The 17,454-nt window shown below is 59.3% G+C and carries 23 protein-coding genes; 12 read left to right on the plus strand and 11 right to left on the minus strand.

The genetic code is table 11. From position 1 onward, the window contains the following. Nucleotides 1-115 precede the first annotated feature (115 nt). Entirely contained in the window at nucleotides 116-457 is a 342-nt protein-coding gene (locus tag GOX21_RS17865; protein WP_170351824.1) for a RidA family protein, read from the minus strand. A gap of 214 nt (nucleotides 458-671) precedes the next feature. On the opposite strand from GOX21_RS17865, the gene GOX21_RS17870 reads away from it, so the two are divergent. Together GOX21_RS17870 and GOX21_RS17875 are read left to right on the plus strand one after the other, a co-directional pair. Beyond that, nucleotides 672-866, plus strand: a complete 195-nt coding sequence (locus GOX21_RS17870) for a hypothetical protein (protein WP_170378877.1) — start codon at nucleotides 672-674, stop codon at nucleotides 864-866. Between the two features lie 108 nt (nucleotides 867-974). Next, complete coding sequence (locus tag GOX21_RS17875; protein WP_170351823.1) at nucleotides 975-1,640, plus strand: Crp/Fnr family transcriptional regulator; 666 nt, start codon at nucleotides 975-977, stop codon at nucleotides 1,638-1,640. Here GOX21_RS17875 and rpe read toward each other — a convergent pair. Next, complete coding sequence (gene rpe / locus GOX21_RS17880; RefSeq protein ID WP_170351822.1) at nucleotides 1,637-2,323, minus strand: ribulose-phosphate 3-epimerase; 687 nt, start codon at nucleotides 2,321-2,323, stop codon at nucleotides 1,637-1,639. The genes GOX21_RS17875 and rpe overlap by 4 nt on opposite strands. A gap of 292 nt (nucleotides 2,324-2,615) precedes the next feature. Next, nucleotides 2,616-3,326 (minus strand): phosphonate metabolism transcriptional regulator PhnF, encoded by a 711-nt coding sequence (gene phnF, locus GOX21_RS17885; protein WP_170378878.1) that lies wholly within the window; start codon nucleotides 3,324-3,326, stop codon nucleotides 2,616-2,618. Between the two features lie 103 nt (nucleotides 3,327-3,429). Between phnF and phnG the strand changes: the two genes are divergently transcribed. The 9 genes from phnG to phnN are packed head-to-tail and all read left to right on the plus strand — an operon-like array spanning nucleotide 3,430 to nucleotide 9,077. Further along, a complete protein-coding gene (gene phnG, locus GOX21_RS17890) occupies nucleotides 3,430-3,888 on the plus strand; it encodes a phosphonate C-P lyase system protein PhnG (protein ID WP_170378880.1) in 459 nt (152 codons plus the stop codon). Further along, nucleotides 3,888-4,463: a phosphonate C-P lyase system protein PhnH gene (phnH, locus tag GOX21_RS17895; RefSeq protein ID WP_170378882.1), complete on the plus strand. Its 576-nt coding sequence runs from the start codon at nucleotides 3,888-3,890 to the stop codon at nucleotides 4,461-4,463. The genes phnG and phnH overlap by 1 nt, the downstream gene beginning before the upstream one ends. Before the next feature lie 3 nt (nucleotides 4,464-4,466). Then, complete coding sequence (locus GOX21_RS17900; RefSeq protein ID WP_170378884.1) at nucleotides 4,467-5,558, plus strand: carbon-phosphorus lyase complex subunit PhnI; 1,092 nt, start codon at nucleotides 4,467-4,469, stop codon at nucleotides 5,556-5,558. Then, nucleotides 5,555-5,803 (plus strand): hypothetical protein, encoded by a 249-nt coding sequence (locus GOX21_RS17905; RefSeq protein ID WP_170378886.1) that lies wholly within the window; start codon nucleotides 5,555-5,557, stop codon nucleotides 5,801-5,803. The genes GOX21_RS17900 and GOX21_RS17905 overlap by 4 nt, the downstream gene beginning before the upstream one ends. Next, complete coding sequence (locus GOX21_RS17910) at nucleotides 5,800-6,660, plus strand: alpha-D-ribose 1-methylphosphonate 5-phosphate C-P-lyase PhnJ (RefSeq protein WP_170378888.1); 861 nt, start codon at nucleotides 5,800-5,802, stop codon at nucleotides 6,658-6,660. The genes GOX21_RS17905 and GOX21_RS17910 overlap by 4 nt, the downstream gene beginning before the upstream one ends. After that, the gene (locus tag GOX21_RS17915; RefSeq protein ID WP_254428609.1) at nucleotides 6,657-7,061 is read left to right on the plus strand and encodes a VOC family protein; all 405 of its coding nucleotides are present in this window, start codon (nucleotides 6,657-6,659) and stop codon (nucleotides 7,059-7,061) included. Before GOX21_RS17910 ends, GOX21_RS17915 begins: the two co-directional genes overlap by 4 nt. Before the next feature lie 5 nt (nucleotides 7,062-7,066). Beyond that, entirely contained in the window at nucleotides 7,067-7,837 is a 771-nt protein-coding gene (gene phnK / locus GOX21_RS17920; RefSeq protein WP_170378890.1) for a phosphonate C-P lyase system protein PhnK, read from the plus strand. Nucleotides 7,838-7,848: 11 nt separating this feature from the next. Next, the gene (gene phnL / locus GOX21_RS17925) at nucleotides 7,849-8,532 is read left to right on the plus strand and encodes a phosphonate C-P lyase system protein PhnL (RefSeq protein WP_170378892.1); all 684 of its coding nucleotides are present in this window, start codon (nucleotides 7,849-7,851) and stop codon (nucleotides 8,530-8,532) included. After that, complete coding sequence (gene phnN, locus GOX21_RS17930) at nucleotides 8,529-9,077, plus strand: phosphonate metabolism protein/1,5-bisphosphokinase (PRPP-forming) PhnN (RefSeq protein WP_170378894.1); 549 nt, start codon at nucleotides 8,529-8,531, stop codon at nucleotides 9,075-9,077. The genes phnL and phnN overlap by 4 nt, the downstream gene beginning before the upstream one ends. Here phnN and GOX21_RS17935 read toward each other — a convergent pair. After that, nucleotides 9,059-9,742: a DUF1045 domain-containing protein gene (locus GOX21_RS17935; RefSeq protein WP_170378896.1), complete on the minus strand. Its 684-nt coding sequence runs from the start codon at nucleotides 9,740-9,742 to the stop codon at nucleotides 9,059-9,061. The genes phnN and GOX21_RS17935 overlap by 19 nt on opposite strands. 52 nt (nucleotides 9,743-9,794) lie before the next feature. Here GOX21_RS17935 and GOX21_RS17940 point away from each other — a divergent pair, with 52 nt between their 5' ends. Beyond that, the gene (locus GOX21_RS17940) at nucleotides 9,795-10,934 is read left to right on the plus strand and encodes an alpha-D-ribose 1-methylphosphonate 5-triphosphate diphosphatase (RefSeq protein ID WP_170362482.1); all 1,140 of its coding nucleotides are present in this window, start codon (nucleotides 9,795-9,797) and stop codon (nucleotides 10,932-10,934) included. Here the strand turns inward: GOX21_RS17940 and GOX21_RS17945 are convergent, their stop codons facing one another. Genes GOX21_RS17945 through GOX21_RS17975 form a run of 7 tightly spaced genes read right to left on the minus strand, consistent with a single transcriptional unit; the run spans nucleotide 10,935 to nucleotide 17,426 of the window. Next, nucleotides 10,935-11,411: a class I SAM-dependent methyltransferase gene (locus tag GOX21_RS17945; protein ID WP_170362481.1), complete on the minus strand. Its 477-nt coding sequence runs from the start codon at nucleotides 11,409-11,411 to the stop codon at nucleotides 10,935-10,937. After that, entirely contained in the window at nucleotides 11,408-12,175 is a 768-nt protein-coding gene (locus tag GOX21_RS17950) for a polysaccharide deacetylase family protein (RefSeq protein ID WP_170378898.1), read from the minus strand. The genes GOX21_RS17945 and GOX21_RS17950 overlap by 4 nt, the downstream gene beginning before the upstream one ends. Next, nucleotides 12,172-13,314: a glycosyltransferase family protein gene (locus GOX21_RS17955; protein ID WP_170378900.1), complete on the minus strand. Its 1,143-nt coding sequence runs from the start codon at nucleotides 13,312-13,314 to the stop codon at nucleotides 12,172-12,174. The genes GOX21_RS17950 and GOX21_RS17955 overlap by 4 nt, the downstream gene beginning before the upstream one ends. Further along, on the minus strand, nucleotides 13,311-13,895 hold the full coding sequence (locus GOX21_RS17960) for a histidine phosphatase family protein (RefSeq protein WP_170378904.1): 585 nt from the start codon (nucleotides 13,893-13,895) through the stop codon (nucleotides 13,311-13,313). Before GOX21_RS17960 ends, GOX21_RS17955 begins: the two co-directional genes overlap by 4 nt. Beyond that, nucleotides 13,892-14,968: a glycosyltransferase family 4 protein gene (locus tag GOX21_RS17965; RefSeq protein WP_170378906.1), complete on the minus strand. Its 1,077-nt coding sequence runs from the start codon at nucleotides 14,966-14,968 to the stop codon at nucleotides 13,892-13,894. The genes GOX21_RS17960 and GOX21_RS17965 overlap by 4 nt, the downstream gene beginning before the upstream one ends. Continuing rightward, nucleotides 14,968-16,215, minus strand: a complete 1,248-nt coding sequence (locus GOX21_RS17970; protein WP_170378908.1) for a glycosyltransferase family 4 protein — start codon at nucleotides 16,213-16,215, stop codon at nucleotides 14,968-14,970. The genes GOX21_RS17965 and GOX21_RS17970 overlap by 1 nt, the downstream gene beginning before the upstream one ends. Beyond that, the gene (locus GOX21_RS17975) at nucleotides 16,212-17,426 is read right to left on the minus strand and encodes a glycosyltransferase family protein (RefSeq protein ID WP_170351804.1); all 1,215 of its coding nucleotides are present in this window, start codon (nucleotides 17,424-17,426) and stop codon (nucleotides 16,212-16,214) included. The genes GOX21_RS17970 and GOX21_RS17975 overlap by 4 nt, the downstream gene beginning before the upstream one ends. Between the last annotated feature and the right edge of the window lie 28 nt (nucleotides 17,427-17,454).

The following is a 17,454-nucleotide window of genomic DNA, read 5'->3' on the forward strand; positions in this document are numbered from 1 at the left end:
TGTCGAAAATCATCGAGTAAGGCGCTTATGCCAATACTCAAAGAAAGGGCGTCCCAAGGGACGCCCTTTTTGCTTGGATGTATGCTAATGCGCGCAAACTGCCTTTGCCGAAGGCTTAATCGTAAGCAGCATCCACGATAAATTCCACTTTCAGTTCGGGGCGTGCCAGCTTGGCTTCCCCGCAGGCGCGGGCCGGTGCGTGACCTTTCGGAACCCAGGCATTCCAGACCTCGTTCAATCCGGCAAAGTCCTTCATATCGGCCAGCCAGATCGTAACACGCAACATATTTTCACGTGATGACCCGGCTTGTACGAGCAGGGCATCGATTTTTTCGAGGCAAATTCGGACTTGTTCCTGAATAGTGTCACCCTCGGCGACTTGTCCGGTCAGGTAGGCCACGCCGTTGTGTTTTACGATTTTCGAGGACCGTTCGCCGGTGTCGATGCGTTCAATCATGGGGCATTCTCATTTAGATGTTTGATGCGGCTGTTCATGGTCACAAGATGACCTGCTTGGCAATTGCTATTTTCGAGGCAAGATCTGCGGTCGTTTTGGCGGTTTAATTTTACCTCCACTTCAACGCAAAGAAGTGACCCCATGTTTGCACTCTAAGCAAACGGCGGGAGACCCGCAGGGGTTGGTGTCAGAAAATCAGAGTTTGGGGTAAATCATGTTTGGACTTCCGTTCGTACACTACAGCACGCGTATCCTGCACAGCACCGATCTGGGCGACATGCAAGCCGCAATCCTGAGCGCCGATGATCCTGAGACGGGCACCAGATCGCACCTGCCACGTCCGCAGCAGAAAGTAAGCCACATAACCTGTCTTTCAGAGAAACCTGAAAGATTCCGGGTGGAAAAGTAATAGGCCGGAGGCAACGCTCTAGCCCACCTAACAGCGGCTGCTAAACTCAACTTGCACCTGTAAAGCGCGCCTGGCCCCGGTCAGCGCGCAAAACTGATGAGGTAGGGCATGGTGGGTTTGGACCTTTTGGTAAATGCGGCGAATGTCTTTTACCTAATTTCTTACTCGGTCAGGGATATTTTCTGGCTGCGTGTTCTGTCGGTGATTGGCGCGATGATCCTGCTGCCCTATTACTATCTGCAACCCGCGCCGCTGTGGGCCCCGATCGGGTGGAACCTGTTTTTCACCGGTATCAACATCTTTTGGATTGTGCGTTTGTTGCTGGAACGACGCCCGGTGCCATTTACCGATATGCAAAGACACCTCTATGAAATCGCTTTGCGCAATTTCTCGGAGCGGGACGCATATGACCTGCTGAGAATGGGAGTTGCAAAAACAGTTCCGGTTGGAACCAATCTGTTAACGCAAGGTAGCCCGGTACACAGCCTATCGCTTATCGTGGATGGGGAAATCGGTGTTGAGATGAGCGGAGACCGAGTAGACACGCTGGGCGAAGGCCGGTTCCTTGGCGGGACGGCCTTTCTGGCCAAAGATCAGGGCTTTACCGCGCCGGTGACCGTGACAGCCCTTAAACCGTCACGGGTGATCGAATGGAACATGTCCGATCTGACTGCGGAACTGCAAAAACAGCCAGATCTGGCAATTTCAATCGAAGCCAGCCTTGGGCTCGAGATTTCGCGGTTTCTGCAAACCGCCAGATTACAGATGGCCTAAACCGCGGATTCTGCGGCAGCCCGTACGGCGCGAATATTGTCGCCATAGACACCGGAGCTTTCAACTGATCCACCCTTGAAGACGGCTGATCCTGCGACCAGCACGTCAGCCCCTGCGGCTGCAACCAACGGGGCTGTTTTCGGGTCAACACCGCCGTCGATCTCGATATGCACGGGGCGGTCACCGATCATCTGACGCAGTTTGCGGACTTTGCTGGTCATGTCGATAAATTTCTGACCGCCGAAGCCGGGGTTCACGGTCATGACGCAGACCAAATCGGTCAGGTCCAGAAGATGCTCGACGGCTTCGGCTGGCGTGCCGGGATTCAGCGCAACCCCTGCCTTCATCCCGGCTGCACGAATGGCTTGCATCGTACGGTGGGTGTGCGGACCGGCCTCGATATGCGCTGTAAGGATATCGGCACCTGCATCGGCATAAGCTTGAATATAAGGATCAACCGGCGCGATCATCAGGTGGACATCCATCACCGTTTTGACGTGCGGGCGGAATGCTTTGACGGCGGGTGGGCCAAAGGTCAGGTTCGGGACGAAATGGCCGTCCATAACGTCGACATGGACCCAATCCGCGCCCTGGGCCTCGATCGCCTGAATCTCTTGCCCGAAATTGGCGAAATCGGCGGATAGGATCGACGGGGCGATCTTGATGGTGCGGTCAAAGCTCATGGTGGCCTCGTGTCAGCTGAAGAGTCGCGGTCGCGTATACCTGCGCTGCATTGCAAAGGGTAGCCCCCGCGGTTTGCCAAACGTTACAAAACTTTCACCGCGTTGCAGGAGTGCTTGAGCATTTTAGGAGCAGTCATGTCAAAGAGCGGAACCACTCCCGCACCCGCTGGCGCATGGGCTGTGCCGATACCCCCTGGCGGCTTTGGGCCCGGCGCCACGCGCAGCGCGGCGCTACGCCCAACGGGATGAGGCCTCCGCAAGGAGGTCGAAGACGGGCGAGAGCCTCCGGTGCTCAATCGTTATTCAGGGTCAGGGTAACCCGCTCTCCTGCAAAAACCGTGCGCCCGAATTCGACCGGTACGCCGTTTAGATCGGCATTGATCCCCGTCGAGAACAGCACCGGAGCGCCTTGCGACAGTTGCAGATGCAAACCCTGTGTCGCCGTGGCAGCCCGCGCGGTCAGGCGGGTAGACACACGGGTGTAGTCTGCGACGCCACAGCGTTGCAGTGCCTTGGTCACGGATCGCGTGTCTTGCAGCGCAGTCAGGATGTCGGGCAGACGATCGGCCGGAAAGACGCTCTGAAATAGGCCGATGGGCTGGCCATCGGCCAGAGACAGGCCGTCATACACGTGAACCGTGTCTCCGGGGGTAAGCTGCAGAGCTTCGGCTTCGGTTTCATCTGCCGCGCGGGTGGTCAACGACAGGATTGTCTTGCCCGGCATCTTACCGCTGGCCGATATGCTTTTGTGGTATCTCACCCGTTTGCCAATTGGATAATCGGTCGGGCGCGAGGCCACAAAAACGCCTGACCCGCGCCGTGGGCGGACCAGACCTTGTTCGGCCATGTCCGACAGCGCGCGCCGTACCGTATGCCGATTGACACCATGTTGCGCCGCCAATTGCGCCTCGGTCGGCAACCGGTCACCGGTATTGTATCGCCCCTCGGCTATGTCCGAGGTTAGGCTGAGCGCAATGCTTTTCCAGACAGGCGTTTTACTCATGGCACCAAACTTTAACGGGGTCGCGGATTGCGGGTTCTCCGCGAGGGGTGTAATATTTGTCTAGTTGTATAGTTCATGTAGACAACCTGGCCAAGGAGGTTTGATGACCGATCAAACAAAAACCGGGAATGCTGCGCGTCAGGAATGGATGGGTTTGCTGGCCCGCGCTCCAGAAGAAGAACTGATTGCGTTGTTGGATGAAATTGGCGCGCTTCCGCGCTTTCAATGGATCCGTCACCCCGAAGTAGGTGGTGTGATGGTGCGCGGACGGATCGGCGGCACAGGCGCGCCATTTAATCTGGGTGAAATGACGATCACGCGCTGTTCGCTCGCGTTGCAGGACGGAACAGTTGGCCATGGCTATGTGCAGGGGCGTTCCAAGCGAAAAGCGGAAAAAGCGGCGCTGGTTGATGCGTTGATGCAAACCGACGCCGCCGGAGACGTTCGTGCGCGGGTGATCGCTCCGCTTGGTCAACAGATGCAGACAGCCAAAACAACCCGCGCCGCCAAGGCCGCGGCCACCAAGGTCGAGTTTTTTACGATGGTGCGAGGTGAAGACTGATGATCGTGCAAAACCAATTTTCAGGCGGGTTCCAGAACGCACCAATTGAAGCGGCCCATGCTTTTCGTGCCGCGATGACGGTCATGGCGCGCCCGGGTGAGATCCGCCGGATCATCGGCACTCACCCACCCGCGCCCTTGTCCGTGGTGGCGGGGACGTTGCTGCTGACGCTTTGCGACCCAGACACCAGTGTGTTTTTGGCGGGTGAGGTTGATACGAATGTGGTGCGGCAATGGTTGACCTTTCACACCGGCGCGCCGCTTGTGACAGCGGACCAGGCTGACTTCGCAATCGGAACGTGGCAAGCGCTGATGCCCTTGGGGCAGTTCCGCATTGGAACGCCTGAGTATCCTGACCGTTCAGCGACGCTGATCGTGGAATGTGACGACCTGAATCAAGCGGGGGCAATGCTGACGGGGCCGGGGATCAAGGGCGTCGCCCGTCTGTCACTACCGGATATTCCGATGCTTCAAACCAATGCGGCGCTGTATCCATTGGGATGTGATTTTTTCTTCACCTGCGGTGACAAAGTCGCGGCGTTGCCGCGGAGCACGCAGATCAAGGCAGAGGGTTAGTCGATGTATGTGGCTGTAAAAGGTGGTGAGAAGGCCATCGAAAACGCCCATGCCTGGCTGGCCGAGGAACGGCGCGGGGCGACCGATGTTGCTGAACTCAGCATCGCGCAGATCCGTGAACAGCTGAGCCTTGCGGTAAACCGGGTAATGGCCGAAGGGTCTTTGTTCGACCCCGATCTGGCTGCTCTAGCCATCAAGCAAGCGCGCGGCGATTTGATCGAGGCGATTTTCCTGATCCGTGCCTATCGCACCACCTTGCCCCGGTTCGGGTATACCAACCCGGTTAAAACAGACCGTATGGCCTGCGACCGCCGAATCTCGGCCACGTTCAAGGATGCGCCGGGCGGACAGGTGCTGGGTCCGACCTTTGATTACACACATCGTTTGCTGGATTTCAAACTGGCTGCCGAGGGCGAGGTTCCGCCCTCACCCAAAGGTCAGCCACGCACAGACCCGGTTCCTCATATCGCCGACTTTCTGAAGGATGAGGATATCATTCAAGATGAACCCGCAAGTGACGACGCTCCGGCTGATCTGACTCGGCAACCGATGGAGTTTCCGGCCGGACGCCCCCTGCGCTTGCAATCGCTGGCCCGCGGGGATGAGGGGTTTGTGTTGGGCATGGCCTATTCAACCCAGCGCGGTTACGCCCGCAACCACGCCTTTGTCGGCGAATTGCGCATCGGCAAAGTCGCGGTCGAGATGGATATTCCCGAGTTGGGCTTTGCCATCGAAATCGGCGAGGTGGAATTGACCGAATGCGAGACGGTGAACCAGTTCAAGGGCTCCAAGACCGAACCACCCCAGTTCACGCGCGGTTATGGTCTGGTCTTTGGCCAGTCGGAACGCAAATCAATCGCCATGGCTTTGGTCGACCGCGCGTTACGCTGGCAGGAATTGGGAGAAGACAATCTGGGCGCCCCTGCGCAGGACGAGGAATTTGTCCTGAGCCATGCGGACAACATTCAAGCGACCGGGTTCCTCGAACATATCAAGCTGCCGCATTACGTGGATTTTCAGTCCGAACTGGAATTGGTCCGCAAGCTGCGGCGCGACGCCGAGGCGAGGACTACACCGCAGGAGGCAGCCGAATGAGCCCAACCAACGCACAGCGGATAAGCGGTTTATTGCTCCTACTCCGTGTCCTTCACCCTGTGATCGCCAAGGTCAGGGGCACCGATTGCTTTCCAAATACCGGCCTTGTCCCGCAGCATCGATTCTCGTCGCCGTCTGGAATGGCGGATATGCAGGATGAGATAAAACATAATGGCCAAAAAGACCGCTCCACATACAAAAACGTCCATAAAATTACCAAAACACAAAGTGATACTTCAAAATGAATGAGTACAACTTTGCATATTTGGACGAGCAGACCAAGCGGATGATCCGCCGAGCTATCCTCAAGGCTCTGGCTGTTCCGGGATATCAGGTACCTTTTGCCAGCCGTGAGATGCCCATGCCCTATGGCTGGGGAACGGGCGGCGTGCAGGTGTCGGCTGCAACATTGACGCCGGACGATACGCTCAAAGTGATTGACCAGGGGGCCGATGACACCACCAACGCCGTCTCGATCCGCAAGTTCTTTGAAAACACCGCAGGGGTGGCGACAACCGAGGAAACCGCGAAGGCAACTGTTATCCAGACACGCCATCGCATCCCCGAAGCAAAACTGACTGAGGATCAGATCCTTGTGTATCAGGTACCGATCCCTGAACCCCTGCGTTTTCTCGAACCGCGCGAGACCGAGACCCGCAAGATGCACAGTCTTGAGGAATATGGCCTGATGCATGTGAAATTGTACGAGGATATCAGCCAACACGGTGCGATCTCGACCGCATATGCCTATCCGGTAAAGGTCTCGGGGCGTTATGTGATGGATCCGTCGCCGATCCCGAAATTCGACAACCCGAAGCTGGAAATGGACGCGATCCAGCTGTTCGGGGCTGGGCGGGAACAACGCATCTATGCGCTGCCGCCGCATACCAAAGTGGTGAGCCTGGATTTCGAAGATTACCCGTTCGAACCCACCAAGGCCGATCATGCCTGCGACCTGTGCGGGGCAGAGGACAGTTATCTGGACGAGGTAATCATGGATGATGCAGGCAACCGGATGTTTGTCTGTTCCGACACGGATTACTGCCGCACGCGACGCGCGCGGGGGAGCCAAGGGCGATTAAGCAAGGAAGACGAGATATGATGCGGCAGAATGTATTGGGAATTGATCACCTTGGCCTGACGGTCGCTGATCTGGACGCCTCGAAAGGGTTCTTTGTCGACGGGTTAGGCTGGGACGTGGTGGGTGGCAAGCCGGAGTACCCCTCGGCTTTTATCAGCAACGGTGCCGCCGTGCTGACCCTGTGGCAGCAGAAGGGTGACAACCGGCGCGGGTTCGATCGGCACGCAAATGTGGGTCTGCATCACGTGGCATTCAAAGTGCCGGACGAGGCCGCGCTGAACACCGTATTCGATGCCATCAAGGACTGGCCAGGGGTTATGGTCGAATTCGCGCCAGAGCCATCCGGCGCGGGTCCGAAAATCCATTTCATGATCCGGGAACCCGGCGGCAACCGGATCGAGTTTGCCTACGATCCGAGGTGACGGTTATGACACCCCTGCTAAGCGTTCAGGACATCACCAAGACATATGGTGCACGAATCGGCTGTACGGGAGTCAGTTTCGATCTCTATCCCAGCGAGGTGATGGGCATTGTTGGCGAAAGCGGCTCAGGCAAGACAACATTGCTGAACTGTCTGGCAGGTTATCTGGAGCCGGACACGGGGCAGGTGATCTTTGACACGCGCACGGATGGTCCGATGGACACAGTGACCATGTCGGAACCCGAACGCCGGATGCTGGGGCGAACGGATTGGGCCTTTGTCCATCAGCATGCAAGCGACGGTTTGCGCATGTCGGTCAGCGCGGGGGGGAACATAGGCGAACGGCTGATGGCCTTGGGTAACCGCCACTATGGGTCGATCCGAGGCGATGCTATGAATTGGTTGGGGCGAGTCGAGATTGACACAGACCGCATTGATGACCGCCCCACCGCGTTTTCCGGTGGGATGCAGCAGCGCTTGCAGATCGCGCGCAACCTGGTGACGGGGCCTCGGCTGGTGTTCATGGATGAACCGACCGGTGGGCTGGATGTCTCGGTTCAGGCGCGCTTGCTGGACCTGCTGCGGGGATTGGTGCGCGAGATGGGGCTGAGCGCCATAATCGTCACCCATGATCTGGCCGTCGTGCGGCTGCTGGCGGATCGGTTGATGGTGATGAAGGACGGCCACGTGGTTGAGGCCGGGTTGACCGATCAGGTATTGGACGATCCGCAGCACGCTTATACGCAGCTCTTGGTTTCAAGCGTACTACAAGTGTGAAAGGGAAGGCGATGATCGAACTTAAAGGTGTCAGCAAAAGCTTTACCCTGCACAATCAGAACGGTGCCGTGATCCCGGTGATGGAAGGCGCTTCGCTGAAAGTCATGCCTGGCGAGTGTGTTGCTTTGACCGGGGTGTCGGGGGTGGGCAAGTCGACTTTGATGCGGGTGATCTATGGCAACTATCTGGCGGCATCCGGTCAGGTTCTGGTTGGTGGGCTCGACGTAGCTCAGGCTGAACCGCGTGAGATTTTGAACCTGCGCCGCGAAACGCTGGGATACGTCAGCCAATTCCTGCGTGTCGTCCCACGAGTGCCAACGCTTGAGGTTGTGGCCGAACCACTGTTGGCCATCGGATTTGACCGGCAAGTGGCTCTGGACAAAGCAGCTAATCTGCTGGTGCGGCTGAACATTCCCGAACGCTTGTGGACCCTAAGCCCTACGACATTTTCCGGCGGTGAACAGCAGCGGGTGAATATCGCGCGAGGCTTTGTGCATGACTATCCGGCGTTGTTGCTGGATGAGCCCACGGCCTCACTGGATGCAAAGAACCGCGAGACGGTTCTGGCGCTGATCACCCAGGCCAAGGCACGCGGCGCCGCAATTGTCGGCATCTTCCACGATGTCGACGCACGCAAGCGCGTCTGTGATCGCCAGGTCGACCTGTCCAACTTTGCACCTGGAATGGCCGCATGAGCCTTGCCATTGTCATAGCGGTCGTGGGCCCGTCAGGCGTCGGCAAGGACAGCGTGATGCAGGCGTTGGTGGTCCGTGCGATCGGCATTTGTTTGGCACGCCGCGTGATCACGCGACCCGAGGGCGAAGAGGGTGAGGATTTCGACCGAGTGTCTGATACTGAGTTTCATCAGATGGTTGCGCGGGATGCCTTTACGCTACACTGGTCCGCGCATGGTCTGTTCTACGGCGTGCCCCGCACCATTGAAAAACAGCGGCAAAGGGCAGATGCCGTATTGGTGAATCTGTCCCGATCCGTCTTGTTGCAGGCTCAAGAGGTGTTTGGCGATCTGATCGTGATTTCTCTGACCGCTGACCCTGAAGTATTGGCGCAACGCCTGTTGATGCGCGGACGTGAGAGCGCACCTGAGCAGACACGAAGGTTGGCGTGTGCCAAAGTGCCTTTGCCCGAGGGGCTGAAACGGGTGATCGAGATCGACAACTCCGGGCCGCTTGAGGCCACGGTTGAAACCATTCTCGATCAGCTTCAGCCGGAAAGGACGTAGCGATGGATCAGGTGAAACCGCCCATCCTTTGCCTCGCCCACCAAAGCCAGATCATTGATTTGAAGGGGCGCGGGCAGCAGGGGAACAAGGTGCGATTGCAGCGCGCCCTCAACCGTCGACAGCGTGGGTTTGTCCAATTTACCGCTGAGGGTGATGTGAAAGCGGAAAGACTCCATCACATGCGGATAACCCCATTGCATCAGGTTAGCCTCTTGCAGGGCGTTCAGGCCATGGGTGCGGCGGCGGTGCAGTTCAGCCTCCGATGGCAGGGCACGAAAGCTGTCCAGATCGCGCACACAGGCGGCAGCCAGCGCGTTCAGAGCGACCTCATCCCCCACCGGACGCAAAGCCAGAAACCGACCCAATCGGGCGATCTGCAGCCCGTCCAGAGCGACCGGGGCCTGCGTGGCCGCAAGCCGCGCGCAGGCGTCGTGCAACGATTCAACCGACTGCCCATCCCGCAGGCGAAACGGGGGCTTCATCGTCGCATGCAGCCCGTATTTGCGCGGCACCTCGGTCACGGCTGCAACGTCCACACCCTTGATCACCGGGTGGGCAATGGGCGTTTCGACCTCCATATCCCAGCCCAGCCAGCTGGTGGCGAATTTCGTCCATTCCGCCCGCGCCGGGGGCATAAAATAGATCGCGTATCGCGTGAATGTCACGTTGGCCTCCTGTGCGCGGCCTTTCCACTTGTTCAGACCGTGTGAAGTTCAGATGACAGAAGAAATGATCCTTGCCAATGCCACGCTTGTTCTTGCCGATGAGACGATCACCGGCAGCGTCCGTATCGTAGGTGAATCGATTGCCGAGATCGCCACTGGCCGCACGGTTCCCCCTGGCGCGATTGATTGCGAAGGTGACTATGTCAGCCCCGGTCTGGTCGAGCTGCACACCGACAATCTGGAACGCCATATCCAACCGCGCCCAAAGGTCGACTGGCCGCATGCGGCGGCCATCTTGGCCCATGATGCCGAGCTGGCCAGCACCGGGATCACCACTGTCTTCGATGCGATACGCGTCGGGTCAATCCCCAGCGGCCAGCGTTACCGAAGATACGCCCGCGAACTGTCTCGTGAACTGTGGCAACTACGGGAACAAGACGTGTTGAAGATCAGCCATTTTCTGCATCTTCGGGCCGAGGTGTGTTCAGAGACCCTGGTCGAGGAGTTAAACGAGTTCGGCCCCGAAGATAGGGTTGGGCTGGTTTCGTTGATGGATCACACACCTGGCCAACGTCAGTTTCAAGATATGTCGAAACTTGAGATTTACCTGAAAGGAAAGCTGGGGTTGGAGGGCGAACGGTTTCAGCGCCATGTCGCGGACCTCAAGGCAATGCGAAAGCGCAACGGAGACAAGCACGAGGTCGAAACCGTCAAGGCCGCCAAGCGGTTTGGGGCCATGCTGGCCAGCCATGATGACACCACACCGGAACAGGTGCGAGTCTCGGCAGGACACGGCATCCGGCTGGCCGAGTTTCCCACCACCGTCGAGGCCGCACGCGCCTGCAGCGAACACGGGATAAAGGTGATGATGGGGGCGCCTAATCTGATCCGGGGCGGGTCGCATTCCGGCAATGTGGCCGCTCAGGAACTCGCCGATCTGGGCCATCTCGACATTCTCTCCTCAGATTATGTTCCCGCCGCGTTACTGTTGTCGGCTACACGTCTGGGGGAGATATGGGGCAATATGGCCCGTGGCCTGCGAACGGTAACGCGGACGCCCGCACAGGTTGTTGGTTTGGACGACCGAGGAGAACTGCGCAGCGGCGCGCGCGCAGATATCATCCGATTCTGTCTTCACCATGGCGCCCCAGCGCTGAACGGGGTGTGGTCTCGTGGACGGCGCGTGGCTTGATCAGGCGCGGTAGAACAGATACCGGTCCGGCGCGATGGTATCCGGACCTTTGATCTCTTCGAACCCGGTTAGAGGTTGCCCCGATATCAGCAACCCGCCGGGCCGCATTACCCGCGCAATTAGCGGGCTAAGACGCGCTGCTTCGGCAACATCGTCTTCTTTGATGCCACGTCCAAAATCATAATGGGCCAGCGCGATCTTTGGCCCGTCGATACCAAGCTTTTCAAGCATGGGCTCCGCTTCGCCCTGCAGAAAGTCCTCGGCCGGAGGGGTGCTGGACGGATGGCATTGCAGCACCCGGTCCATGACCCATATCCGCCGGTCCGGCAGAATTTCCCGCAAATGGTCATAGGTGCGACCGTTGCCCAGCCCCATGTCCAGAACATCTCCGTCCATGTCGCTGATCTGGGCGACCGCCCAATTCAACCCGTCGCGTTGCGCGGTCAGGCGGCGTAGCATGGAATCCAGTCGGCTCATTCGGGGTCTCCGGTTGGTATTGTGGGGTCTGCCCAGGCAAAACCGGGGCCGTCCAGAAGTCGGCTCAGCAGCTCTTGGGTAAAGGTCCAGATCTCCTGATCATGGACCAGATGGTGGGTCAAGACACCAAAAGGTTCGGTAATGTCGGCGCGTCCCTCACGCCGGTCGCGTAAAAGGTCTGCTGTCTGAATGATCAACTTGTCCGCCGCCACCAACCCGCGCGTTCCGCGCCAGTCAATCGGGTCCAGATGGGTGTTGATCTGCTCCAGCCTTGGGACAGGTTCCCGCGTCTTGCGCGGTGTCGCTGTCGAGACGATGCGATACCCAAGATCAGGTAATTCCTGCACCACCTCGGGCGCGATGCGGTTCCAGGGCGGTACAAACATCGGACACAGCCCGTCTCCGAACAAAGTAAGCAGGCGCTCCAGCCCGGATTGCGCGTCGACGATTATGGCCTCAAGCGGGCGGTGCAACCCGAATTCGGATTTCTTCTCGTCAGGCGGTGCGTGGTTTTGATGAGCCCAGCCATGCACTACAGGAATCAGCCACTGCTGCTGCGTGACGTAATCGCCCAGCCCGGCATCGGCATCACGAGGAATGATCGCCAGATGAACGGACAGGCCAAGCGACCGTGACAGCTCTGACAGCCTTTCAAGCTGCGGTGTCCTTGAAATGGCGTCATCATCCCGCCACCACAGCGGCAGCGACAAGCCCTGCGCCTGCCAGATGTCCAACTCCGCCTCCAAAGGGCGCCAGTCCATCATCTTGTTTGCTCCCGCAAGTTCACGGCAATCTCGACCGATCTTGCGGCCCCGTCAAAGCCCTGCGCTGAAACCGGGCGTGGGCCATCTGACATGACCGACGCAACGGCCCGTGCTAATGAATCCCCATTAAGGGATTTGCTAGGCAACACATCGATGGCCGACAGGTCCGAGAGGCTCTGACCACGCAAACCCTGCTCAACCTCTTTGCCGTCGTCGAACGGGATAAAAACCGCAGGCGTTCCCGATTGCAAAATATCCAGCGCCGTGTTGTAGCCGCACATACTGACCGAGGCCGCCGCGTGGGGCAGCATTTGCCGAAAATCGGGGCGCACCGGTTCTAGCGTCACCTGGGCGTCGCCTACGAGTTGTGAAAGCTGATCAATACGTGCCCTTGCATCTTGTCCGCCAACCAACAGGCGCCAGCGCCTGTTGGGTATCTTTTGGGCGGCCTCGATGGCCGCGCGAAAGATCGGCTGGCCCACAGATCCGCCACCGGCGCTGACCAGTATTTCGCCATCGCCCACCGCGTCAGGATGCGGCACAGGCGCCTCGGGCGCAACAAAACCGGTATAGAACAACCGCGAGCGCAATCGATCGGTCACCGGCCAGCTCACCTCCAGCGGAACAACGCTTTGATCTGAATGGACGAGGATACCGTCGTAATACCGGCACACGATCTCTTTCGTGCTTTCCGCCTTTGATGCCTTCGATGGCGGGGCTAGAATATCGCGGATCGAGCCCAGAACGACCGGCCGTCGCGGTAAGTTCCAGGCGGCCACCAAGGCGGCATTGAACTCGGCCGCAAGTGACCGGCGACCAAAGGGAAAAAGCTCGGTGATCAGCACATCAGGTGCGAAACTCTGCACGGCTGCGACCAATGCGGTTTCGCGCGATGTCAGATAGGCGGCATCGGCCACTTCATCGCTTTGGGTCAAAAGCCGGGTGAAATTCGTGCCGTCCGAACGCAGCGGTGGAAGCCCCAACAGGGTCATGCCCGCGCTGTCTAGCTGTGGTGCCGGCATTCCACCCGAGACAACAAAGGTCTCGTGCCCGGCCCGTACGAAAGCCCGGCCCAAAGTCAGCGCCCGGCTCAGATGCCCAGTGCCCAACAAGTGCGTGACAACGATCATCACCTTCATTGTGATGCCTCTGGTCTGATCAGGCGGACGGGTTCGGGCTGGGGACGTAGTGTCGACATATCGACGATATACATGCGGTTGCGTTTGATTTTAAAGGGGGCGGGGCCATTGAAATCCCATCCCCAGGCCCGCGCCAGAATGACCCGCATAATACCGATGTGGCAGACGGCAACCGTATCGCCCGACAACTCGTTCAGCCAGGGGTGTAGACGGGCCCAGACCTCAGCTGGGCTTTCACCGTTTGGCGGGCGAAAATCCCAGCTCCAGTCTTCGATATGGCAATATCCGCTGTCCGGTTCCGCAATCAAGTCGACACCGCGCAACCCTTCCCAATCACCCCAGTTCATCTCGGTCAACGCGTCCGAAGTCTGCGGCTCGCGTCCCGCGACCAGACGGGCGGTTTCGCTGGCCCGCAGCAGGGGGCTGGACCAGAGGTCCGCGTCCTTCCATGGCGCGGGCAGTTGCATAGCGGATAGCTCTGCCCGCGCATCTTCGTCCAGCGGTATATCACTGCGTCCCTGAATGCGGCCCGCGCGGTTCCAATGGGTGTGACCGTGCCGAAGCAGTGCTAGCCGGGTCATAACCGAACCTCCATCAAAGGTCGCGTTGCCTGCCAGAACCGGTCGGTTGCTGCAGGCATCAGGTGACGTTCGGCCACGCGCGCGCGGGCTTTGGCCCCCAGTGACAGGCGCAAAGAAAGGTCATCCACCAAGGTGCGCAGGCGTGCGGCCAATCCTTCGGGGCCAGCGTCGACCGAAGGATAGTCCGACGGGGACAGCACATCCCGCACGCCGGGCCGGTCCTGCGCTACAACAGGCACACCGCTGGCCTGCGCCTCAAGATAGATCATGCCATAGGCCTCGTTCACTCCCGGCCACAACAGTACCGAGGCCGCACCGTACAGCTTCTGCAAAGCATCGCGGTCACATTGCCCCAGAAACCGGATCTTTGATCCGAACGGCGCCATCAGCACCTCGACTTCGGGACGTGCTGGGCCATCCCCCGCAATATCCAGGGACCAGTCGCCGTCCAGTAAGGCCAGAGCCTGCGCTAGAAGAGTATAAGAAGCCAGCTTGTCACCGTGCCGCATCATGCCCACGGTCAGCATTGGCCCCTCACAGCCCGAGGCGGGCGGCAAATCCGACCGGGGCAGGAACGGGGGCAGTTCCACAAGGCTTTGATCCCCGTACCGTTCCCGTTCCAGAGTGATCAGGTCATTGGAGGTGTGGTAGAAAATCACCTGCGCCGCATCACAGGCGTCATGTGCAGCTTTTGCAAACCCGGCCCAGGGACCTGTCAGGCGGCTGGTTGCGCGGGTGCTTTCCAACTGAACGTAGGGAATGTTGCGCGCCTTGCAGACACGCGGGCCCAGCAGATCGGGAGCCTTGTAATAGTTGTGATAGGTCACCCAAAGCGCGGTGTCCGCGGGAAGATCGGCGAGCAGACGTTGCACCTCGGCGTCAGCTTCGGCGCGCAATGCGGTCTGCACCTGCGCGTCCCCGGCTTTGTCGTAGATGCGCAGCCGCGAGGCCAGTTCGACCGTATCCTCTTGCGCGGCGATCGCGTGCATCAGGTTGCGGGCCATTTCGCGATCCCCTGACGGCACCGGGCTGTCCGGCGCTTTCATCGGGGAGTAATAGGCCACTCGTGCCATCAGCCTATGTCCGAACCCAATGCGCGCAGTCGTTTGGACAGGCGGGCAATGCCGGGGTCCATGCGGAAATCGGCGATCAAACGATCATAGGCGGCACTTGCCATCAAAGCAGTTTGCTGCGGATCGGCGGCCAGATGGATGATGGCGCTGGCCAATGCGGCAGGATCATCGTCGGACAAGACGCCGTGGGTGCCGGTTTCAATAAACTCGGGGATGGCCGATACCGGCGTCGACAGGATCGGCAACAGCTGTGAAGCGGCCTCCATCAAAACATTGGGTAGCCCGTCGCGGTCTCCGTCACTGGCGATCCGGCTGGGAAGCACAAACAAGTCTGCGCTGCGCATTGCTTCGATCACTTCGGGTTGATCACAAGCGCCTTGCCACGTTATCCGTTGCGACAGGCCAGCGGCGTCGGCTCGATCACGCAAGGCATTGCCAAGTGTTCCGCCGCCAATGTGCGTCCAGTGCCAGTCCAGCGTTTCTGGCAGCATGACAAACGCGTCGATCAGCCGGTCAAAGCCCTTTTTCTCGACCAGACGACCGACCGAGAGCATGTTAAATGGCCCGTCCGGCGCGCGTGGCATACGGTTTGGCGGAGATGGAAAACGGTTCAGATCCAGCCCGTGATAGATCAGGTCAACCCGCGCGGGATCGTCGGCCAAACTGCGTAGATGGTCGGCCCCAATTGCCGTGCAGGTCGCACCAAAAGCCGCTCCATGAGTGTCGGTGCGCAGTTTTTCGATCTTTTCCCACTCGGGTGATGTCCAGATGTCCTTGGCGTGGGCAGAAAAACTCCACGGCAGGTCACGCATGATGGCGGCGTAGCGCGCGACCGAGGATGGGGTGTGCATGAAATGCGCATACACCACTTGTGTCACGTCGGGTAATTCGGCGGCCAGAACGCAGGCCTGACCAAAGCGCCGTATGCGGTTGTGGGTCGGATCACGGCGCAGATCTGCGCGCCAGACCCGGTAGGCCTCGGCATAGCCCGGCAGGGTTTGCGCAGTCTGTCGCGCAGCCCAGACACGCTGTGGTTCTTCGTATAGGTATTCAGGGAGGTAATGCACCTGACCCTGAAACCGGTCGTGCAGCGGGTGCCGTTTTACGTCGGTCGGATGGCGCAAAGACCAGATGTCAAAGCTGTGCCCGGCCTCTTGCAGGGCGACAAGTTCCTGGGCAATGAACGTCTCGGACAGGCGCGGCCACCCTTTGACCAGCACCGCCAGTTTCGGCTGGGCTGTGGTCATCCGATGGCCCGTTCCTGTTCCTGGCCTAGCAACGCGTCAACGCGGTCGATGACATAGTCCAACCCGTCCAGCAGCCCGTCCTGAATGGTCTGCGATGGCAGGGGTTGGTGCGGCAGGTCGCGGATCGCCTCGATCATCGCATCCGCTGTCAGCCCGTCGCGGTTTTCGTCCAGCATCCGCACAAGGCCCAGCCCTTCTGCGCGCGAGGCGCGAATCCACTGTTCTAGTCGTGGCGTCGTGCGAGGCACGATGACGGCACGTTTGTCAAAGGACAGCACTTCGCAGAAAGTATTGTAACCGCCCATACAGACCACCCCGGCGGCCCCCGCAAATAGCGTTTCGATCTGGGATTCGAACCCCACGGCGGTCACCCGGCCATTCAACGCGGCAACGCGGGTCTCGAATTCTTCACGCAACTCACCGGAAAGAAAGGGGCCGTAAACCAACACTGCACGCGGCGACAGGGTAGGGTCTTTTTCGTAAGCGGAGAGAACCTGGTTCACCATCGCCTTACCGTCGCCACCGCCACCTGGAGTGATTAGGATGTAGGGTTGTTCAGGTGGCTCGCCTACAGGGCCAAGATCCCGCCGCAGGTAACCGGTCCAATGCGTGCGCGATTGCGCCGCGTGGCTAAGCGGCAGCCCTTTGGTCGGATCATAGATCGAGCGCAGACCGTAAACCCAGATTTCGTGATAGAAGCGCTCGGTCGCGGCAAGGGCCTCTTTCCGCTCCCACTCGGCGGCCAGAACTTCGGGTTCGTCCAGCACGTCGCGCAGGCCAAGAACCAGCTTGGTGCGTTGCGAATGCAACAGATGTTCCAGTGTCGGTAGCAACTCCCCACGAAAACCGGTGGGTTCCTTGTCGACGATCAGCATATCGGGGTCGAATTGCTGGACGGCAGTCTGGATCAGACCTGCGCGCAGTTCGGTTACCTCTTCGATCCCCATGCCAATGGTGCGCGCTGCATACGAGCCATCGGCACGTTTGGTCACACCTGGCAGGCGCACGTGGTCGACCCGGCGCGGAAAGGTGAACCGACCTGCCACGGGTGACCCGGTCAGGATCAGGGCTGACGCTTGCGGGTTGGCTTGCGTGATAGCTGCGGCAAGGGCGCGCGACCGGCGCAGATGCCCCAATCCAAATGTATCGTGGCTGTAGAACAGTATGCGCGGCGCACGGCCGGTGATGTTGTTTTGTATTCCTAGGCTCATGCCTTCGCCTGTCGTGTCCCTGGGTGCA

Origin of the sequence: Ruegeria atlantica (genome assembly GCF_013032005.1) — a bacterium.
In the GTDB taxonomy this organism is placed as follows: Bacteria; Pseudomonadota; Alphaproteobacteria; order Rhodobacterales; family Rhodobacteraceae; genus Ruegeria; species Ruegeria atlantica_A.

Bases quoted from the DNA above. Each gene is read 5' to 3' on its own strand.
- GOX21_RS17865 (WP_170351824.1), bottom strand. From the start codon at position 457: ATGATTGAACGCATCGACACCGGCGAACGGTCCTCGAAAATCGTAAAA.
- GOX21_RS17870 (WP_170378877.1), top strand. From the start codon at position 672: ATGTTTGGACTTCCGTTCGTACACTACAGCACGCGTATCCTGCACAGC.
- GOX21_RS17875 (WP_170351823.1), top strand. From the start codon at position 975: ATGGTGGGTTTGGACCTTTTGGTAAATGCGGCGAATGTCTTTTACCTA.
- rpe (WP_170351822.1), bottom strand. From the start codon at position 2,323: ATGAGCTTTGACCGCACCATCAAGATCGCCCCGTCGATCCTATCCGCC.
- phnF (WP_170378878.1), bottom strand. From the start codon at position 3,326: ATGAGTAAAACGCCTGTCTGGAAAAGCATTGCGCTCAGCCTAACCTCG.
- phnG (WP_170378880.1), top strand. From the start codon at position 3,430: ATGACCGATCAAACAAAAACCGGGAATGCTGCGCGTCAGGAATGGATG.
- phnH (WP_170378882.1), top strand. From the start codon at position 3,888: ATGATCGTGCAAAACCAATTTTCAGGCGGGTTCCAGAACGCACCAATT.
- GOX21_RS17900 (WP_170378884.1), top strand. From the start codon at position 4,467: ATGTATGTGGCTGTAAAAGGTGGTGAGAAGGCCATCGAAAACGCCCAT.
- GOX21_RS17905 (WP_170378886.1), top strand. From the start codon at position 5,555: ATGAGCCCAACCAACGCACAGCGGATAAGCGGTTTATTGCTCCTACTC.
- GOX21_RS17910 (WP_170378888.1), top strand. From the start codon at position 5,800: ATGAATGAGTACAACTTTGCATATTTGGACGAGCAGACCAAGCGGATG.
- GOX21_RS17915 (WP_254428609.1), top strand. From the start codon at position 6,657: ATGATGCGGCAGAATGTATTGGGAATTGATCACCTTGGCCTGACGGTC.
- phnK (WP_170378890.1), top strand. From the start codon at position 7,067: ATGACACCCCTGCTAAGCGTTCAGGACATCACCAAGACATATGGTGCA.
- phnL (WP_170378892.1), top strand. From the start codon at position 7,849: ATGATCGAACTTAAAGGTGTCAGCAAAAGCTTTACCCTGCACAATCAG.
- phnN (WP_170378894.1), top strand. From the start codon at position 8,529: ATGAGCCTTGCCATTGTCATAGCGGTCGTGGGCCCGTCAGGCGTCGGC.
- GOX21_RS17940 (WP_170362482.1), top strand. From the start codon at position 9,795: ATGACAGAAGAAATGATCCTTGCCAATGCCACGCTTGTTCTTGCCGAT.
- GOX21_RS17945 (WP_170362481.1), bottom strand. From the start codon at position 11,411: ATGAGCCGACTGGATTCCATGCTACGCCGCCTGACCGCGCAACGCGAC.
- GOX21_RS17950 (WP_170378898.1), bottom strand. From the start codon at position 12,175: ATGATGGACTGGCGCCCTTTGGAGGCGGAGTTGGACATCTGGCAGGCG.
- GOX21_RS17955 (WP_170378900.1), bottom strand. From the start codon at position 13,314: ATGAAGGTGATGATCGTTGTCACGCACTTGTTGGGCACTGGGCATCTG.
- GOX21_RS17960 (WP_170378904.1), bottom strand. From the start codon at position 13,895: ATGACCCGGCTAGCACTGCTTCGGCACGGTCACACCCATTGGAACCGC.
- GOX21_RS17965 (WP_170378906.1), bottom strand. From the start codon at position 14,968: ATGGCACGAGTGGCCTATTACTCCCCGATGAAAGCGCCGGACAGCCCG.
- GOX21_RS17970 (WP_170378908.1), bottom strand. From the start codon at position 16,215: ATGACCACAGCCCAGCCGAAACTGGCGGTGCTGGTCAAAGGGTGGCCG.
- GOX21_RS17975 (WP_170351804.1), bottom strand. From the start codon at position 17,426: ATGAGCCTAGGAATACAAAACAACATCACCGGCCGTGCGCCGCGCATA.